Raw genomic sequence first — 16,068 nt, forward strand, 5'->3', positions numbered from 1 at the left:
ATTCTTTCTTTTGCTCAAAAAACTCGCAGATGTTAAATTAATTGTAAAACCAGTCTTACAAGCTGTGTAGGACGCTTAATATTTACGTATGAAAAAATGTATACCTTCTGATTCTGATTTCGGTGTGTTTTCTGTAACAGCTAGTATAGAATAACCTTTAAAACTGTTCACAAATTGATTTAATAAAGGTATAGTTTTATATGTTGATTGCGTTACAAATAGTTTACATGGTTAAAAATATATTATATTTATATCATATATCTGCCATTTTAGCCTTGTTTTTTGTTTTTATTTGTTTTGGGAGAGGATATGTGTTATATTGGGGTAATATTGAAAACAAATACAGATATGATAGAAAAAATGGATTATGCTATGATTCCGAATGGTTTTGCACATTGTTTTAACGGAGATTGCAAGAATGCGGATCACTGTTTGAGGCATCAGATCGTCCGTTTTATACCCGATGAGCTTTGGTCGGTGTCAGTTGTGAATCCTGCACGTACCAGTTTTGATGGCGAATGTGAAGCTTTCATGGTGGATACTCCTTTGAAAAATGCTGTTGGCATGGATCACCTGTTCGACCGGATTCCTTGTTATGAGGCGAAGTGTATCAAGCAAAGCTTGTTGACTATGTATGGGAAGAATAAGTTTTATCAGTTTAAGCGTAAAGAAAGAGCCTTTTCACCCGAAGATCAACACTATATCCGTCAGGTTTTTCTTAGTTATGGAGTAGAGGAAGAACCTGTATTCGATTCTTGGCAGACAGGCTATCAATGGGTAAAGGGATAGGGGAGGATAAAAGTTTCGAAAGGAAGAAACAAAAGTTTTCCTAGGACAAAACTTTTGTTTTGTGCAGGGAAAACAAATGGGTGCCGGTTATTAACTTTCTCAGATAACGTACAAAGTGAATATAACTAAGCGGATAGACTTTCTGTCGGCGAGGTGTTGTACAACGGGCAATGGGAATGGAGGAAATTGTCGTTTTTATTGCTTTTTGCCGGAATCTTACCGAAAGGCGAACTAAAGGAATATAACGGTTGGATATTGTTAGAAGCCAATTGGCAGAGAAGTAGGGTGACTTCGCCAAAATTGTTTCATAATCGGAAAGAAAATGATGTGTAGCACGTACCTATGCTTCCCAAAAAGTAGTCAATGCGTCGATAAGTGCATCTGTTCTATCAGGATTTATGATAATCATAGTTCTTGTTTCAAATATATCATATCTTTCAGTAATATACCATCTTCAATCATCTGATGGTCGTAATTGTCGGTGAAAAAGTTCTTGATGCGGTGCGAGTATTCAAAACCGCAACTTTTGTAGAAACCAACTGTACTTGGCACATCACCTGTACCAACTATCATTCGCCTGTACTTGTCTGAATAGTAGGAGAGTAAATGTTTAATAAACCTTTTGCCATATCCCTGTCGTTGTGATTCGGGAGTTACGGCAATGTTTTTGAGTTCACAAACACCACCGCCTTCATCCGTGACAACACAAACAGCCTTTACACCATTATCATCAAGCACAAACATGTCTCCACATTCTAAGTAACGGTCAATCATAGATTCCTGTTCATCAGCAAGCAACAGCAAGTCTAAGTATCGTTTTTTATTTTCTGTTAGCTGGATTATTTTCATTTTAATATATTATAATAGCTTGATTGGAAGGCTGTTGTTATTATTCGTATGCAAATGGTTTGTGAGATCAAAGATCGTTATTTCTCAATTCGGTGAAATCTTATTTCGATGCAGCATATTAGACTAGTTGACTACCAATAATTTATGGCTTAAAAGATAGACTGCCCAAAAATTTACTTGTTTTTTTGTCAAAAATCGAAGATTTAACGTTTTTAACCTTGGTTTATCTTCAAACGAAGGGAAAAAGAGAAAAATGGCTTTCTTTTACTCCGAAACCTCCGGTTCGCAAAGATAAGGTATATCGGGGATAATTTCGCCGATTGGGGTTGCAAAATAGAAGACTGGTTTACGGATTTTTTGGTTGGTTTTTGTGGCGTAAGGCAAGAGCTCGAATCATGTCTGTTTTGTGAGCAGAATTTCTGTGTCTTTTGCAGCCAAAAAAGAAAGTCGGCAGATATAGTTCGGCTCGGCTTTGGCGAAGACATCTTTTTTTTTCCTCCACTCAAAATATATGATATAGTACATTTATTATCAAGAATATAAACAATGAATACCTGTACTGGGTAACAAAATAGAAACAATGAGAACTATTATATGTAAGTAACCAATTTCTCATGCACGTTATTTAATGAGAATAGCATATCAGCAGAAAGTCTGTTTCGACGAGTTGGGCGACGTCATAGACCGCACCATCGAAAGCGGCACGAACAAAGAGGAATACGACCGCTTCTGTTATAATCAACTTGCCGAACTAAGCAGTTGTTATTAAACTAAGAGGAGGGCGACTAAAAAGTCTTAGTCGTCCTCTTTGTGTTTGTACTCCTAATGGAGGTTTCTCTCAAACATTCAATTCTCAGATAGATATTCAGACTTTTTAGTCAGCCTCTTTGTTTTTAGACTAATTGAAATGTGTTCGCATTGCCAACATGATAGATTCTCCAACCAAGGCAATGTTTGCCAAAAAATAATGATGTTTTCCGTTGATCCGGATAGTATGTCCGGCAATCTCTGCTGTGGTCAAAATTCCGTTTCGTATTTCCGCATCATTGAAATAAGTAGCGGCTCCTGTCATAAAAGCTGTTCCTGATGGACTTAATTCAAATAGAATTGGTCCGGCATCTATATCCAATCCCAAATGACAAGTTCTGTTATAGTATTCTTTTAATCCGGGAACAATGCCATTTTTCCAAAATAAGGATTTTAGGGTTTCATATTGTTTCTTGGCAAAATCAGCATCAATATAGGTCAAGTAATAACAGTTTAAGGCGGAGTATGAGCCTTTAACCGGCACGCCATCATATTGCGTCCCATCTTCTTGCAGAAATGAGACTAACAATCCTGTGTTATCGTCTGTCCACTGTTTTTGCGCTCTTTCCACCCATTTCCTTACCGTAGGGCGGTACTTCCCTTTGTTCATATCAGCGTATTGTTTAAGGGCTACAATGGCAACAAGCATATCCGGAACGTATATGGATTCTCCTGGATAGGTAGGCAGGTTAAGTGTTTTGCTGTTGAGAATCCTCCGGTTCATTGTTTCGCAAAGAGAGGGCAGCAGTTTATCATACTTTGTACCACCGCCAGCCCTCTTGTAGCCGCATATCATCCAAGCCAGATGACTCAGATATGAGATGTGGCTTACGTTTCCGTCCAATGTTTCCAGCGGATCTTCGTACCACCGCATAGCATCATATCGGCGCAGTTCTGGGGAAATGACTATTTGAATGAGACTGTCAATGTTATGGATATTCTCGGTTCTTGTTTCCGGATACAAACAGGATATATTCACCAGAGCGGCAGAGAACATAGAACACGAATATAACGCCCATTCTCCTTGAAACTGTTCTCCAATTGAGGATGGCATTTCGTTCAGTACATCTTGAGGGATAGCGATCATCTTGTCCGACAGATAATCTCTCCGCGCAAAAATATCTTCCTTCTCTCTATCGGGCGAACCGTGTTGCGAGCATTCCCATGAAACACAAACAGATTTCAATGAGACAAGAAACACAGCAAGTGCAGCATACTTCACAAGCCAACCGAGTTTGTATTGCTTTCCGAGTTTCCTGAAATATTTTCTGAGAATTTTAGAGCACGTAACGAGTAATGCGCCGTACAACGGCAACAACAAGGCAAACCATATCGGGATGCTCCACCTGCTAATTGCCAAACAAAGTATAACGGCTATGACTGAATAGATAACATAAGGACACCACAGCAGCCCTAATCGTTTTTCTTTAGAAATATTTTCCCAATAGATTGCATAAGCTGCCGTGTATAAAAACATAAGGATTATTGTCCCAGTGCTATAATAATCTTCCCAAAGATATGGCGTAAGGTAGAACATCAGCATTTGCCCAAAGAACCATTTGCAAATTCTCCATGTTGCTACAATTGACTTTATTAGCGTATCATCCGACATAATTTATCATGTATTTAACACTGTCAAATCTTTCTGTACACACCTCATTGAATCTTTCAATAATATCCAGCATATTTTGTGGCAGATACTCGGTCGAGACATATTTGACCATCCATGTCGGTATGCCATAATAAGCTGCAGCGATACCTCCAGTCATACAGGCGATTGTATCACTGTCACCTCCGATTGATACAGCTAAACGAATCGCTGATTCATAATCCTGACTATCCAAAAATGCGATTATCGCTTCTGGACAAGAACCTTGACACGTTACATCAAATTGGTAAGTTTTCCGAATCTCGTCACTATTACGATGCAAATTGTAGCCAAAAGCGTGTTCGATATAATCCCGAATCTCATCCTTTGATTTATGCTGGCGAGCCAAGAAGATTGCAGAAGCAATAGCCTGTGCACCCTTGATCCCTTCAGGGTGATTGTGAGTGACTTCAGCCGATTGCTTTGCGAGGTCAAGTGCTTCTTCAATCGAAGTGGCATAATAACCGCAAGGGCTTACACGCATACCTGTACCATTCCCGAAACTATTGTATGGTTCTTTGTTTTCACTATAAAACATCCATTCATAGAACATACCGCCATATCCTCTGTTTGGATATTCCTTTCCCCAATCAGGCATGGTTTTCTGCAATGGAACTCCACTCAAAAGCCAGTCAGCTACAGCAATGGTCATTACTGTATCATCTGTAAACTGAGTTCCCCTCGTAAATAAAGCTATATTGGTTGACCTGTGATTGCAGAACTCATAAAAAGAACTGACTATATCTCCTATAATAGCACCTATGATACCGCCAGAAATAAGATGTTTGTTCTGTATTTCTCCTGTTTTCAGCATTTCCAAAGTCCGTTCATCAACTTTGCTACCGTAGTATTTTTGTAAGGCATCAGAGAAAATATTGTGAGGGCATACACAATCAAAAAGTGTCATCGATGAGCGGAACTTCAAGGCATCTATTCCACCTAAAATTTCTTCGGCAGATTTTCTGTCAATGGTAAGCATTGCCATTGTGATTTCATAGAGATTTCTGCCTAACATAGGATGGTGTAAAAACATAATTGCTTCATCTCTGTCTGCAATACCGTAATAAGCAGCATTGCGGCTATGCCCAAGACCTCGAAGCTGTGGAAATATATACCACATCCAATGCGATTGCTTCTTGCCAGACCGAATTTCATTCAAGGCAGAGCTGTATATTTGACGATGCGCATCCACGAATCGTCTTAAATTGTATTTTGAAATGTATTCTTCGTATTTGGGCGGAGTCATATCTTTATTCTTTTGATTTGCAAACAAAATTAATCATTTCTGCCTATTTTTGGATGTTGTTCTTCTATAATTTGCATGAGTACCATACTATTATAAAGCAAGATACCACCCGATTAAGTGGGGTGGCATCTTCGTTGATCATTCGGTTATGGAATGAAGCAAATCCTTTGTGTCAACTTCCAAACATTTAGCGATTGCAACTAAATCATCCAAACTGGGCTGTGTTGAGTTTGTACACCATTTAGATATTGTCGCTTCGTTTTTTTCTAATTGAGCTGCAAGCCAACGATTTGTCCTCTTTTTCTCTGCCAACACCACTTTTAACCTATTGATTTCTTGTCTCATCATTATCCTCAACTTTCTTTTTATATGTTATTTTGAGCACTCCTTTAATATTATCAATCTCTATACTACCTAAACGATTGAGGACTGATTGTCCCAATAGAAGAGGTGCTGTTTGTTATGTACCACAGAGGCTCTAACATTATCCAAATCCAATCCTCCAAAATTTACTGCATCGAAGGTTGATAACAGTGCCAGCGCTTATCTTTCCATTGGCCATCATATAATTCTGTTTGCCTATTACATCTGTTGAATTTAAGTAGCCATTTTTCATCATAAAGGTGGCTTCAACTGAAGAAATGGACACATCTGATGCACCTGTATCAAATACGAAATACAAAGGCAATTTATTGATAGATTATTTTACCTTACAAACTCCATTCTCCTTTGAAAATGGAATTTCAACACTCCGTTCTTCGTACATCGCATTATCTGCATCGGTAATTGCCAATGAACCTGATGATGCCGGTAACTATTATGACGCAGCCTGTTTGTATTCAAGAATGGGTGAATTTGAAAAATCAATAAAGTTTCTGCAAACAGCACTGGAAAAAGGATACCGCCGTTTTGCACACATTGAAATGGATGACGATTTGAACGGAATCAGGGAATTACCGGAATTTGAAGCACTGATTCTACAGTATAAGAAGATATTTGAATCGGAAATAGAAGAAACCGATGCAGCATATTTACATTACTGATTATCAGTGACTGTTCATTTTAATCGGTACAACCTCTGTTTTGACAAATACACAGAATGTGGGGACAAATGCAAATCGTTGTATTTCATAGCTTTGTATATATGTGTTGTACCGCTTTCTTTTAGCTTTTTTGCGAATGTCCGCTATCAGATACAAGGTATTGAATGATAGGGTATTTCTGCAGGCATGTTACAGATCGCTTGTTGAATACAAAGGTAGTGGTTTTCTTGGAATTTCTGTGGTTTGCGGTGTGTTTTTTATTTTCCAGAAAGTGTTGGATGATAGAAAATCGGTCATAAAACCTGAAAACTTTTGTAGGGTTTACGTTTGATTCGCTTAAAAAAGTGTAGAGCAATTGGTGATATTCGTTGGAAAAAGTGTAAAACCGTATGCGCTGTACTTGTTTTTAGCCTTAATATTAATGCCTCAATCTTCCTTGGATTATACCCTGTCTGATATAATTGTAATGGTGAAACAACAAATTATACCCATACTGATATAATATCGAATATTTGTGTTAACTTTGTACCCGAAAAGGTATAAAGTAAAATGGTATGAATAATCTTTCTTTTACGGTCAAAATGTTGCGAAAACAATATAATCTGACACAAGAAGAACTTTCATTGAAGTCGGGAGTAGGATTGCGCTTTGTGCGAGACCTTGAACAAGGAAAGGAAACGCTACGTCTCGATAAAGTGAATCAACTTCTTGACTTTTTCAATTATGAAATGGTTGCCACTCCCAAAAATAATAATCAATGAGACAAGCCCATATATTTTATAAAGACCAATTAGCTGGTATTCTGACAGAAAACGATGCCGGATATGAATTCCGCTATTTGCCGGAATATCTCTCTTTGGAAACGGCAAAGGCTGTAAGCCTGACATTGCCTTTACAGGAGGAAGCGTATACAAGTCCTGTGTTGTTCCCATTCTTCGATGGTTTGATTCCTGAAGGATGGCTGTTGGATGTTGCATTGCGGAATACAGACATCAGTATTCTTGATCGGATGTCGTTGTTGCTGACATGCTGCAAAGATTGTATCGGGGCAGTAAGCGTTATTCCAATAGAAGAAAAGGAGGAGAGTCATGTGTAATTGCCTGTATTGTTATCGTCCGCTTTTAAAGGGTGAAAAGGATATGCACACGGCTTGCATAAAGAAGTTCTTCGGGACAACAACATTGCCTGTTCTTGATTATACTACAGAACAACTTGACCAACTTGCTTTGCAAATCATTCAAGACCAAACCTCTTTAACCGGTGTTCAGCCGAAATTATCCTTACATTTGAATGAGCATGAGGGTAGCAAGCGATTGACTATTGTCGGACTATGGGGCGGTTATATTTGTAAGCCACAGACCTTGCAATATGAAATGATGCCTGAGGTCGAGGATTTAACTATGCACCTTGCAGAGGTGGCACGTATTGAGGTGGTTCCCCATACGCTAATGCGGATGGCAGATGATACGCTATGTTATCTTACCCGTCGGATTGACAGAACTTCTGCCGGAGAGAAGATAGCAATGGAAGATATGTGCCAACTGACCGAAAGGCAAACAGAACACAAATACAAAAGTAGTTATGAACGTGTCGGCAAAGCTGTTTTGAAATACTCGTCTTTACCTAAAATGGATGTTACCAATTTCTTTGAGTTGGTGCTTTTCTCTTGGTTGACAGGAAATAACGACATGCACTTGAAAAACTTCTCTTTGTATGAGGTGGCGGATAAGATACGTTTAACCCCTGCTTATGATTTGCTAAATGCGGCTATCATCAATCCCAAGGATGACGAAGAGTTGGCATTGACCTTGAATGGTCGGAAGAAAAAACTTCAAAGAGAGGATTTTATCAGGTCAGCAGCTACGTTGGGTATAGAGAATGTGATTGTAGAGCGATTGATAAATAAGTATGTCAAGCTATTGCCTAAGTTTGAGACTGTCATTCAAAACTCTTTCCTAAGTACTGAGCTAAAAGAAAAGTATTGCGAATTGTTGAATGAACGATTTACGAGGCTTTCACAGGGATTGTAAGTTGGCTTCTTGGCTATATGGAAAATTTGATGTATTTTTGCTTGCAATTTAATGAGTATAAATCGAATGTTAGTGTCGAATAATCAACAAATAGTGATGAATAGGATTAAAGTCGTGCTTGCGGAAAAGCAAAGAACTAATAGATGGTTGGCAGAGCAAATGGGTAAGTCAGAGAATACAATTTCAAGATGGTGTTCAAATAAGTCGCAACCATCTATTGCCCAACTACAGGAAATTGCAAACTTGTTGGATATTGATGTGAGAACACTAATAACTCCCACAAAGTAAGTAATATGGGCAAATTGTTGAAATATATTGCAGAAGAAACACAAGGGGCTTGTTTTACCTCATTCAAATACTGCTATGACACAATAACTGCGCCTGCTATTGAGTATGGTGAAGCGGAAAAGGAATATATTAACTTAAAAGAGTATGCTGAGGATGTTCATGATCCTAAACCAAGAAATATGCGACAAAGAGCCGCAATTCTCATGAATGGTGCGCCATTGTTTAAATATTTCTTGGATGGGTCTCGTCGGGTGTATAAAGTTGATGATATTCAGTATGACAAGAAAGTGTTCCCGATTGTAAGCGGACAAATATCTGTGGCATGTTGTAGCAGAGATATGAATGAGGATAATACATTTAAGAGTTTTCATCATGTTTATGAAGAATCATATCCGGTGCTTTGTTTGCCAGTAACAGCTAATGGGGAAGGAATAGACAATTATGTGTTTTTCCGTAACCTTTGTAATAAACTAAATGGTCTTCCACAAATGATAAATGCAGGGGTACAACTAGATAAAATTTTATATTACCCGACCAAACTTGAAGGCCATGAAACTTTTGAAAATAAAGGGATAGCAAAAATACAAGACGAGATGATAGAATGCGAAAAGCGTATTGTTTCACATCTTGTGAGTAAAAACCTTTTGAATCAAGACTGCTATTTGATTAAAGATGGCTCAATCCAATACAAACCTATGAAAACAGGGGATTTCAAAGAGCTAGCTCATATTCGTAATAACTATCGCCATGTTATTGGGGTTTCAAAAAAGTTTAATCCGAACTTGATGAAAGACAATAAAGACCAAAGTAGTGCAGGACAAATAGCCCGATTACCGCTTTATCATCGCACTCCAGCGTTCCTTTGGCAGCCAGGAGAACAGTGGGGCAATGTAAATTTTGCAATTTGGTATGTTCGTGTCAGAGATATTAGCAAAACTGAATCTCCATATGCTGGTATTCTTAAAGTGGAGAAAATGCTTATGACCGGTAAAGAGGCTGAGTATGGTTTATCTACGGATGAAATAGATTCTATTACAGCCAATCTTATTAATGAGCGTAACCCTGTATGTTATGGTACAGACGCAAGATGGGCAAATCATCTTTATCCAGTATATATGACCGAATGCTACTGTAAAAGCTGCTTTAAAAGTGATTATTATTTTTTGAATTTATTCTAATAAGTATGGATACAATCGGAAAGGTTATTGCTACCGAAAAGCAACCTTCAACAATAGAGACCTTTACATTTTGGACTAAAAAAGATCTAAAATTGAAGCCTTTTGATGTGGTAGTTGTTGAGCACATTAATAACTCAAAAACATTTGGAGTCATTGAGGAAATTTCTCATATGACAGATTCACCAAGTGCGTTGGCTGGTTTTATCTCAAGTGATTTTGGAGATGTTGAATCCAAATCATACACCGATCGCATAGGCATGAACTATGTGATGTGTAAGGTTGTTGGTAATGATAAGGATGTATATATTCCTGTACAAGAGGGAAAGAAAGTATATTTGGCAACAGCAGCGGAAATCAAGATGGCACTAGGTTTAGACCAAGTAAAAAATCCTATTCCGGCAGGTTACATTAAAATGTATGAAGGTGCAAACGAACAGATTTTGCCTGTCAACTTTAATTCTCACTTTTTAATTGGGCCGGAAGGTGCACATTTGAATATTTCCGGTATCTCAGGATTAGCATCAAAAACTTCATATGCGATGTTCTTAATGAAGGCAATCCAAGATACCGCAATGAAAGGAAATAAGGAATCTGTTGCTTTTGTTATGATGAATGTCAAGGGAACAGATTTATTGAAAATAGACGAAATGAATGAGCGTGAAAATGAGTTGGAAAAGATTCGAAAAGTCTATGATATATTGGGCTTAGAAATGTCTGCTTTCAAACAAGTAAGTTATTATTATCCATACTCTAAGGATTTTACGTCTTACACCTACGAAAAGCAAGCAACAATTCAAGATCGTTTGCAAACTCAAAAGGCATTTCAATATAAGTATCTATTTGAAACGGATGAAGATAAAGAATGTTTAGATCTCTTGTTTGCCAATGTAGATGACCCTAATGATACAATAGAGTCAATCATAAACTTCATAATCTCCAATGGAGGAAAATTTAATGGGGTTGAATGTTGGGAAGATTTCAGACAAGCTCTTTTGGAACAGACACAAAGTCAAGGAAAGAATGCTGGAGCAGGGAAAGAAATTTCTGTTCTAAGTTGGCGGAAATTCTATCGACTTTTCAATAAAAGCTTTCAGAAATGTCGCCAGATGTTTACAGAAAAATTGGGGAATGATGGTAGAAGTGTTCGTCTAAGAGATAAAATAGCCCAAATCAAGAAAAATGATATAATGGTAATTGATGTGGCGAAATTGGATGAAGAATCTCAAGGGTTTGTTTTTGGAGATGTTATGCGTGCCGTATATAATCTCAAGTTAGGCTCATCTAAGCGTTCTGACGAAGACATACCTGATAGAATTGTGATTTTTATTGATGAGTTGAATAAATATGCCTCCAATGATGTGCCAAAATCATCTCCGATTTTGCGTCAACTACTTGATATAACTGAACGAGGTCGTTCTTTGGGGATTGTTTTGTTTGGTGCAGAACAGTTCGTAAGCGACATTCACAAACGAGTAAAAGGTAATTGTGCTACACAAGCGTTTGGTCGTACAAATGCCATTGAGATAACAAAAGAAGATTTTCGTTTTGTCCCACAAGTTTATAAAACTATGTTGACTCGACAGAAGCAAGGCGAATATATTATTCAAAATCCAGTATTCCGTTCTATGCTAAACGTAAACTTTCCATTACCAATCTACAAATACTATGAATGATAAGGTGAATACAGCCCCTCAAATAGGTAAGGATGTCATAGAATCTTTGACTCTTGGCATGTATGAAGATTGTAGATTTATCTACAGAGAATACATTCAAAATGCAGCAGATGCGATAGATAAAGCCATTGATTGTGCTCTTCTCAAAAAAGGAGAAGAGGCAATTCATGTGAGAATTGATAAGGACAAAAGAAGTATATCTGTTCAAGATAATGCCACTGGTATACCCAAGGATAAGGTAATGGCTATATTACGAAATATTGCACATTCAACTAAAAAGCGAGGTGAAGATAAGGGATTTCGTGGTATTGGTCGTTTAGGAGGGCTTGGCTATTGCTCAAAACTAATTTTTGAGACTTCATATTATGGAGAGCCAATTAAATCCATCATGACTTGGGATGCAAACCTCTTGAAGAATATTATTAATGATCGTGAAAATAGTGAAGAAGCAACAGAGGTTCTTTCTAAAGTAACTAAAGTAGAAACTGAAAAAGAAAGCGATGATGCACACTATTTTAATGTAATTATGGAAGACGTATCATCTGACGAATTGCTTGACATAGAAAGCGTCTATGATTATCTGTCTATGGTTGCTCCTGTTGATATTTCATCATCTTTTATCTTTCGCTAAAAAATTAATGACTTCAAAAAAGAAAATGGTTTGACGGTTGACACTTATAACATTTTTGTCAATGATGACCAAATTTATAAACCATATACTGGTGCTATTTACGAAGACAATAATGGAGGGAAGAAAAAAGTTGATGACATCATAGATGTGAAATTCTTGATGGCGAAAGATGATAATGGTTCAATCATTTATTGGGGATGGTATTCTATTTCTACCTTGAAAGGGCAAATGAAGCCAAAGAATTTGGCTCGAGGTATACGTTTACGTAAAGAGAACATTCAAATTGGAGATGAAGAAATTTGTAAGAAATTCTTCGTTAAAACCGAAGATCAACGATTCTCGTTTTACTACTTCGGCGAAATTCATGCGCTTAGTAAAGGGTTAATACCGAACTCAAGACGAGATTACTTTGGTGAGAGCAAAGAATGTATTGAGTTTGAACAAAAAATTCGGCAAGATTTTCTTAAGCTCAAAGAACTCTGTTATGATGCTCAAAAATTACGTTCAAGTACATCGACAATCGCCAAAGGAGAAGAATTAAGGGCAACTATTCAAGAAAAGGAAAAAAATGGTTATACTAGTCAAAAAGAACGAGATGATTTGCATCGTCGTTTAGAGGAGCAAGAGAAAAAAGAAGAACAGGCTCAAAAGCAATTGGATAATGTAAAGGCAAAGATTTCCTCAAAGGATTCGCCATTAAAGTCTGTTCTTGAGCATTTTGAGACACCAGCATCTCCAAAGAAAGAAGCAAAGTATTCTGAAAAAAATACTATAGAGACAAATAAAGAAAGTAAAACCCGATATAGGACAGATAAGCCCATCTACTCTAGATACTCAAAAAACGAGAAGAAGTTGATTGGCAAAATTTACACTGCTATCGGTAATGCAATTGCTGATGAACGCTTACGTGAAGCGCTCATTAGCAATATAGAAGACCAAATAACGAAATGAATAGGAATATACTCTTATTAGAGCCTAATTATAAAAACAAGTTTCCGCCTATTGGTTTAATGAAGCTAGCTACATATTTCCGTTTAAGAGGTGATAATGTTGTTTTTTATAAGGGGGACTTGAAAGAATTTTTAATTAATGATATAACAAATGATTGTGTTGAAAAACTCAATCAAATGGATAATACTATTAACTGGAAGTTACGTTCAGATAAGATTGCTACCTATATTAAGTATCGTAGAAAAACAGATATAGATAAAATAGGACTTGAAGACTCTGCTTATGATATCTTATTGGCTCCATGGGTTGACTATTACAAAGATTATTATCACAAGAAGGAATATCTTAAAAATCCTAAGTGGGATTGGATAGGTGTTACCACATTATTTACATTCTACTGGGATATAACTATTGAGACTATTCTTTTTGCGAAGGGATTGGTTAAGGATGTGAAAAATATCATGGTAGGTGGGGTATTGGCATCTATTCAACCCAAGGAAATAGAAAATGCAACAGGTATAAAACCCCATTGTGGAACACTTCATACTCCTTATAAGGATATTGATGATGACAATCCATATGTAATTGACGAATTACCTTTGGATTACTCTATACTAGAAGAAATAGATTATGAATATGTAGATGGTAGGGCATTTTTTAGCTACGCAACACGTGGCTGTATTCGTAAATGTCCATTTTGCGCAGTACCGATTTTGGAACCACAGTTTCAGCCATACCTCCCTCTGAAAGATAGAATAGAACGAACAAGAAGATTGTACGGTGATCAACAGAATCTTTTGTTGATGGATAATAATGTGCTTGCATCAAAAGATTTGTCTACAATTATTACGGATATTCGTTCATGTGGATTTATTCCAGGTGCAAAATATATTGAGCCTAACCAATATGAGATAGCAATTCGTAATCTTCGTTTAGGAATGAATGACCGTGGATATATTCGAAAATGCTGGAAGCTCCTTAAAGATATTAATGAGATGAAACGTCTTAATGAGGAGGTCAGAACGCACATCTATCGATTGAGAGAAGAAAATGGTTTGTTGCATCCTATAACCTGTACTAAAGATGCGTTAATTCGGACTTACAAAAATTTTGCACCATATTTTGAAAAGAAATATGCAAATCAGAAAGGACGCAATCGTTATATTGATTTCAACCAAGGCGTAGATGCAAGGTTGTTTACGGATGAAATTGTCTCTTTGTTGGCGCAAATTCCTGTTCGTCCATTACGTATTGCATTTGATGATATCAAAACGGAAAGAGCATATACAAGTGCATTAAAAATGAGCGTAAAATATGGTATTAAAGATTTCTCTAATTATCTTCTTTACAACTTCAAAGAGAAGCCAATAGATCTTTACCATAGAATGCGGATAAATGTTGACTTATGCGAAGAATTAAATGTTAGTATTTATTCATTTCCGATGAAATATCATCCAATCAGAGATGAGCATAGCCATGATCGAGATTATATTGGCAAACATTGGAATCGTAAATACATACGTGCAGTACAAGCTATTTTAAATGCAACAAAGGGGAAAATTGGACGAGGTGTATCATTCTTTGAGAAAGCGTTTGGTAAAAACGAAGATGAATTTATGGAGTTGTTAATAATGCCTGAAACATTTTTACTATTCCGTTTTTTCTTTGAACACTTGGGTTATACTCAAAAATGGAGAAACGAAATGTCTACATTGACTAATGAAGAACGTGATATATTGTATCCAATTATATTCAAAAACGATTTTAATCATATTGAAGATTTAACGAATAATCCTAAATTATTGCAGATTCTTCAATATTATAAAAACTATAGAAGTGAAATAGCAGACGAAAATTCAGAGTTATATAAATTGAAAAAGGAATATGACGAATTACGTAAAAGTTGATTGTTTGCTATAGATCGTAACTATATATATATATTATTATGTCGCAAGAGATACAATTTATATTATACAATCTTCCAGAAGAGAATGGCAAGGTGCAGGTAATCATCAGAGATGAAACCCTTTGGTGTACACAAAAGGCGATGGCTCAACTTTTTAGCGTGGATAGAACTGTCGTTTCCAAGCATCTCAAAAATATATTCGAGTCATCAGAGTTACAGCAGGATTCAGTATGTGCAAAATTTGCACATACTGCCGAAGATGGCAAAATATATAATACGCAATTTTACAATCTTGATGCTGTTATCTCAGTTGGTTATCGTGTAAATTCGCTTCAAGCCACTCGCTTTCGTCAATGGGCTACCAAGATTCTCAATGAGTATATCAAGAAAGGATTTGTACTTGATGATGACCGATTAAAGCAGGGAACGGCAGTATTCGGAAAAGACTATTTCCGTGAATTGCTTGAAAGGGTACGTTCTATCCGTACCAGTGAACGACGTATTTGGCAACAGATCACTGATATATATGCAGAGTGTAGTATCGACTATGACAAGAACTCGCCTACAACACACGATTTTTATGCCATGATACAGAACCGTTTTCACTATGCTATTACCGGGCAAACGGCTGCTGAAATCATCTATACAAAGGCAGACCATACCCAAGAACACATGGGACTGACCACATGGAAGAATGCACCTGATGGGCGTATCTTGAAATCGGATGTATCAATAGCCAAAAACTATTTGCAGGAGAATGAAATCCGACGGTTGGAACGAGCAGTAACGGGATATTTCGACTATATTGAAGATCTCATAGAACGTGAAAATACGTTCAACATGAATCAGTTTGCAGCCAGTGTCAATGAGTTCCTGACTTTCCGCAAATATCAGATATTGCCAGACAAAGGGCGCATTTCTGCAGCACAAGCCAAGGCAAAGGCTGAAAGCGAATACGATATTTTCAATAAAACCCAACGGATTGATTCTGATTTTGATAAGCAAATAAGAAAGATGTTAGAATAAGGA

At 37.1% G+C, this 16,068-nt stretch carries 17 protein-coding genes; 13 read left to right on the top strand and 4 right to left on the bottom strand.

Annotation, left to right across the window (positions count from 1 at the left end; genetic code table 11):
- Positions 1-348: 348 nt before the first annotated feature.
- Entirely contained in the window at positions 349-789 is a 441-nt protein-coding gene (locus C4S38_RS14825; RefSeq protein ID WP_103984351.1) for a DUF6078 family protein, read from the top strand.
- A 405-nt stretch (positions 790-1,194) separates the two neighbouring features.
- Here the strand turns inward: C4S38_RS14825 and C4S38_RS14830 are convergent, their stop codons facing one another.
- Positions 1,195-1,638 (bottom strand): GNAT family N-acetyltransferase, encoded by a 444-nt coding sequence (locus C4S38_RS14830; protein ID WP_103984352.1) that lies wholly within the window; start codon positions 1,636-1,638, stop codon positions 1,195-1,197.
- A 628-nt stretch (positions 1,639-2,266) separates the two neighbouring features.
- Between C4S38_RS14830 and C4S38_RS15850 the strand changes: the two genes are divergently transcribed.
- A complete protein-coding gene (locus C4S38_RS15850; protein ID WP_160034756.1) occupies positions 2,267-2,407 on the top strand; it encodes a hypothetical protein in 141 nt (46 codons plus the stop codon).
- Positions 2,408-2,536: 129 nt separating this feature from the next.
- Here C4S38_RS15850 and C4S38_RS14835 read toward each other — a convergent pair whose 3' ends face one another.
- The 3 genes from C4S38_RS14835 to C4S38_RS14845 form a co-directional block, all read right to left on the bottom strand.
- Complete coding sequence (locus C4S38_RS14835) at positions 2,537-4,057, bottom strand: hypothetical protein (RefSeq protein WP_103984353.1); 1,521 nt, start codon at positions 4,055-4,057, stop codon at positions 2,537-2,539.
- Positions 4,047-5,339 (bottom strand): DUF1810 family protein, encoded by a 1,293-nt coding sequence (locus C4S38_RS14840; RefSeq protein WP_103984354.1) that lies wholly within the window; start codon positions 5,337-5,339, stop codon positions 4,047-4,049. The genes C4S38_RS14835 and C4S38_RS14840 overlap by 11 nt, the downstream gene beginning before the upstream one ends.
- Positions 5,340-5,477: 138 nt before the next feature.
- On the bottom strand, positions 5,478-5,684 hold the full coding sequence (locus tag C4S38_RS14845) for a helix-turn-helix domain-containing protein (RefSeq protein ID WP_103984387.1): 207 nt from the start codon (positions 5,682-5,684) through the stop codon (positions 5,478-5,480).
- Positions 5,685-5,962: 278 nt separating this feature from the next.
- On the opposite strand from C4S38_RS14845, the gene C4S38_RS16170 reads away from it, so the two are divergent.
- The 11 genes from C4S38_RS16170 to C4S38_RS14910 all read left to right on the top strand — a co-directional run bounded on the left by C4S38_RS16170 (position 5,963) and on the right by C4S38_RS14910 (position 16,065).
- Complete coding sequence (locus C4S38_RS16170) at positions 5,963-6,382, top strand: TPR end-of-group domain-containing protein (RefSeq protein WP_234999425.1); 420 nt, start codon at positions 5,963-5,965, stop codon at positions 6,380-6,382.
- Between the two features lie 554 nt (positions 6,383-6,936).
- Positions 6,937-7,143: a helix-turn-helix transcriptional regulator gene (locus tag C4S38_RS14865; protein ID WP_103984355.1), complete on the top strand. Its 207-nt coding sequence runs from the start codon at positions 6,937-6,939 to the stop codon at positions 7,141-7,143.
- The gene (locus tag C4S38_RS14870) at positions 7,140-7,478 is read left to right on the top strand and encodes a HipA N-terminal domain-containing protein (RefSeq protein ID WP_103984356.1); all 339 of its coding nucleotides are present in this window, start codon (positions 7,140-7,142) and stop codon (positions 7,476-7,478) included. Before C4S38_RS14865 ends, C4S38_RS14870 begins: the two co-directional genes overlap by 4 nt.
- Positions 7,471-8,412, top strand: coding sequence for a HipA domain-containing protein (locus C4S38_RS14875; protein WP_200817986.1), 942 nt, complete (start codon positions 7,471-7,473; stop codon positions 8,410-8,412). The genes C4S38_RS14870 and C4S38_RS14875 overlap by 8 nt, the downstream gene beginning before the upstream one ends.
- Positions 8,413-8,484: 72 nt before the next feature.
- Positions 8,485-8,700 (top strand): helix-turn-helix domain-containing protein, encoded by a 216-nt coding sequence (locus tag C4S38_RS14880; protein ID WP_081615960.1) that lies wholly within the window; start codon positions 8,485-8,487, stop codon positions 8,698-8,700.
- A 5-nt stretch (positions 8,701-8,705) separates the two neighbouring features.
- Positions 8,706-9,878: a hypothetical protein gene (locus C4S38_RS14885; protein WP_103984357.1), complete on the top strand. Its 1,173-nt coding sequence runs from the start codon at positions 8,706-8,708 to the stop codon at positions 9,876-9,878.
- 5 nt (positions 9,879-9,883) lie between these two features.
- Positions 9,884-11,551, top strand: coding sequence for an ATP-binding protein (locus tag C4S38_RS14890; RefSeq protein WP_010800418.1), 1,668 nt, complete (start codon positions 9,884-9,886; stop codon positions 11,549-11,551).
- The gene (locus C4S38_RS14895; RefSeq protein WP_103984358.1) at positions 11,544-12,182 is read left to right on the top strand and encodes an ATP-binding protein; all 639 of its coding nucleotides are present in this window, start codon (positions 11,544-11,546) and stop codon (positions 12,180-12,182) included. The genes C4S38_RS14890 and C4S38_RS14895 overlap by 8 nt, the downstream gene beginning before the upstream one ends.
- 30 nt (positions 12,183-12,212) lie before the next feature.
- A complete protein-coding gene (locus C4S38_RS14900; RefSeq protein WP_103984359.1) occupies positions 12,213-13,133 on the top strand; it encodes a hypothetical protein in 921 nt (306 codons plus the stop codon).
- Positions 13,130-15,040, top strand: a complete 1,911-nt coding sequence (locus C4S38_RS14905) for a hypothetical protein (protein ID WP_103984360.1) — start codon at positions 13,130-13,132, stop codon at positions 15,038-15,040. Before C4S38_RS14900 ends, C4S38_RS14905 begins: the two co-directional genes overlap by 4 nt.
- A gap of 38 nt (positions 15,041-15,078) precedes the next feature.
- The gene (locus C4S38_RS14910) at positions 15,079-16,065 is read left to right on the top strand and encodes a virulence RhuM family protein (RefSeq protein WP_103984361.1); all 987 of its coding nucleotides are present in this window, start codon (positions 15,079-15,081) and stop codon (positions 16,063-16,065) included.
- Positions 16,066-16,068 lie beyond the last annotated feature (3 nt).

Source organism: Parabacteroides chinchillae, from assembly GCF_900108035.1.
GTDB lineage: Bacteria > Bacteroidota > Bacteroidia > Bacteroidales > Tannerellaceae > Parabacteroides > Parabacteroides chinchillae.

Excerpts from the sequence above, each read along its gene's own strand:
- C4S38_RS14825 (WP_103984351.1), top strand. The coding sequence starts at position 349 with ATGATAGAAAAAATGGATTATGCTATGATTCCGAATGGTTTTGCACAT.
- C4S38_RS14830 (WP_103984352.1), bottom strand. The coding sequence starts at position 1,638 with ATGAAAATAATCCAGCTAACAGAAAATAAAAAACGATACTTAGACTTG.
- C4S38_RS15850 (WP_160034756.1), top strand. The coding sequence starts at position 2,267 with ATGAGAATAGCATATCAGCAGAAAGTCTGTTTCGACGAGTTGGGCGAC.
- C4S38_RS14835 (WP_103984353.1), bottom strand. The coding sequence starts at position 4,057 with ATGTCGGATGATACGCTAATAAAGTCAATTGTAGCAACATGGAGAATT.
- C4S38_RS14840 (WP_103984354.1), bottom strand. The coding sequence starts at position 5,339 with ATGACTCCGCCCAAATACGAAGAATACATTTCAAAATACAATTTAAGA.
- C4S38_RS14845 (WP_103984387.1), bottom strand. The coding sequence starts at position 5,684 with ATGAGACAAGAAATCAATAGGTTAAAAGTGGTGTTGGCAGAGAAAAAG.
- C4S38_RS14865 (WP_103984355.1), top strand. The coding sequence starts at position 6,937 with ATGAATAATCTTTCTTTTACGGTCAAAATGTTGCGAAAACAATATAAT.
- C4S38_RS14870 (WP_103984356.1), top strand. The coding sequence starts at position 7,140 with ATGAGACAAGCCCATATATTTTATAAAGACCAATTAGCTGGTATTCTG.
- C4S38_RS14875 (WP_200817986.1), top strand. The coding sequence starts at position 7,471 with ATGTGTAATTGCCTGTATTGTTATCGTCCGCTTTTAAAGGGTGAAAAG.
- C4S38_RS14885 (WP_103984357.1), top strand. The coding sequence starts at position 8,706 with ATGGGCAAATTGTTGAAATATATTGCAGAAGAAACACAAGGGGCTTGT.
- C4S38_RS14890 (WP_010800418.1), top strand. The coding sequence starts at position 9,884 with ATGGATACAATCGGAAAGGTTATTGCTACCGAAAAGCAACCTTCAACA.
- C4S38_RS14895 (WP_103984358.1), top strand. The coding sequence starts at position 11,544 with ATGAATGATAAGGTGAATACAGCCCCTCAAATAGGTAAGGATGTCATA.
- C4S38_RS14905 (WP_103984360.1), top strand. The coding sequence starts at position 13,130 with ATGAATAGGAATATACTCTTATTAGAGCCTAATTATAAAAACAAGTTT.
- C4S38_RS14910 (WP_103984361.1), top strand. The coding sequence starts at position 15,079 with ATGTCGCAAGAGATACAATTTATATTATACAATCTTCCAGAAGAGAAT.